Annotated in this window: 2 protein-coding genes; both read right to left on the reverse strand. The window is 28.4% G+C overall.

All coding sequences use genetic code 11. From position 1 onward, the window contains the following. Positions 1-272: 272 nt before the first annotated feature. On the reverse strand, positions 273-500 hold the full coding sequence (locus ULVI_RS12365; protein ID WP_068593111.1) for a putative signal transducing protein: 228 nt from the start codon (positions 498-500) through the stop codon (positions 273-275). A gap of 39 nt (positions 501-539) precedes the next feature. Next, on the reverse strand, positions 540-970 hold a 431-nt coding region (locus ULVI_RS12370), incomplete at its 5' end, for a hypothetical protein (RefSeq protein WP_206743816.1).

A 970-nucleotide genomic window follows, 5' to 3' on the forward strand; every position in this document is an offset into this window, starting at 1 on the left:
ACGGACTTTTGGAATTAGCACGAGCAGAAATTTTTACATTTTGTTTTTAATTTTATCGTCTAAAAGCCAAATTTAAAAATTTGGCGGATTCCCAAAAACGCCTGAAACCTTCGATTAAACCACGGACTAGCTATGAGTTATACCCGTTGTTATGTGTTGTTACTTTACCGTGGTACGATTGAAAAGCGATAAACTATTTAAATAATAGGATTTATTATTCAATCAAACTTCTTTTTCGTAAGTCTTAATAATCTATAGTTTGAATCAGACTATTATTGATTCTTAATAAATTTCTCTATTACGGGTTGAGCTTTTTTTAGATCCGATTCATGTAATTTGAGCCGAACGGTATTAACAGTTCCGCCACCAAATCCTGCTGTAATTCCTGACTGAAAATCATTTTGGATTATACCTTCAATATCAATATTTTCCAATAATCCCTTTAGTAAAATTACTTGAACTTCGGATCCAGAATATACGTCAACAAATTTTTTGTTCATACTGAATTTTTAATAACACCGTCAAATTATTATGTGCCGTTACGATTTTAATGAAATAAGTTCAGCTTTAATAATGGATTTATCTAGTTTTTCGAAATTAACCGAATCAAAATTTTTGTCCGAAATAAATCTATAAAATTCATCAGTTACATTATTATTTGCATACCAAATATAGTTTGTATTATTTTCATACAAATCTAGAATGGCAATATGCTTTGATTCAATTTCTAATTTTGATATCGATATTGAGAATAATTTTGGTGTAAGATTTTTTTGATTATCTTTTTTAGTCAAACTATATTTACCGCCATTAATTATCGTATTAGAAATAGTTGTTTTTTTGGTATTAGCGCTTCCATTTTTAGGTGAACTTTTGCACCCTATAAAAATTAATAAAATTATTATGGAGGTCAATTTCCCTAGCATTCTAGAATTTTTTTTGTAATTACACATAACGGTTTGCATAAGAA

The sequence above is a fragment of the Cochleicola gelatinilyticus genome (assembly GCF_001637325.1).
In the GTDB taxonomy this organism is placed as follows: domain Bacteria; phylum Bacteroidota; class Bacteroidia; order Flavobacteriales; family Flavobacteriaceae; genus Cochleicola; species Cochleicola gelatinilyticus.

Excerpts from the sequence above, each read along its gene's own strand:
- ULVI_RS12365 (WP_068593111.1), bottom strand. The coding sequence starts at position 500 with ATGAACAAAAAATTTGTTGACGTATATTCTGGATCCGAAGTTCAAGTA.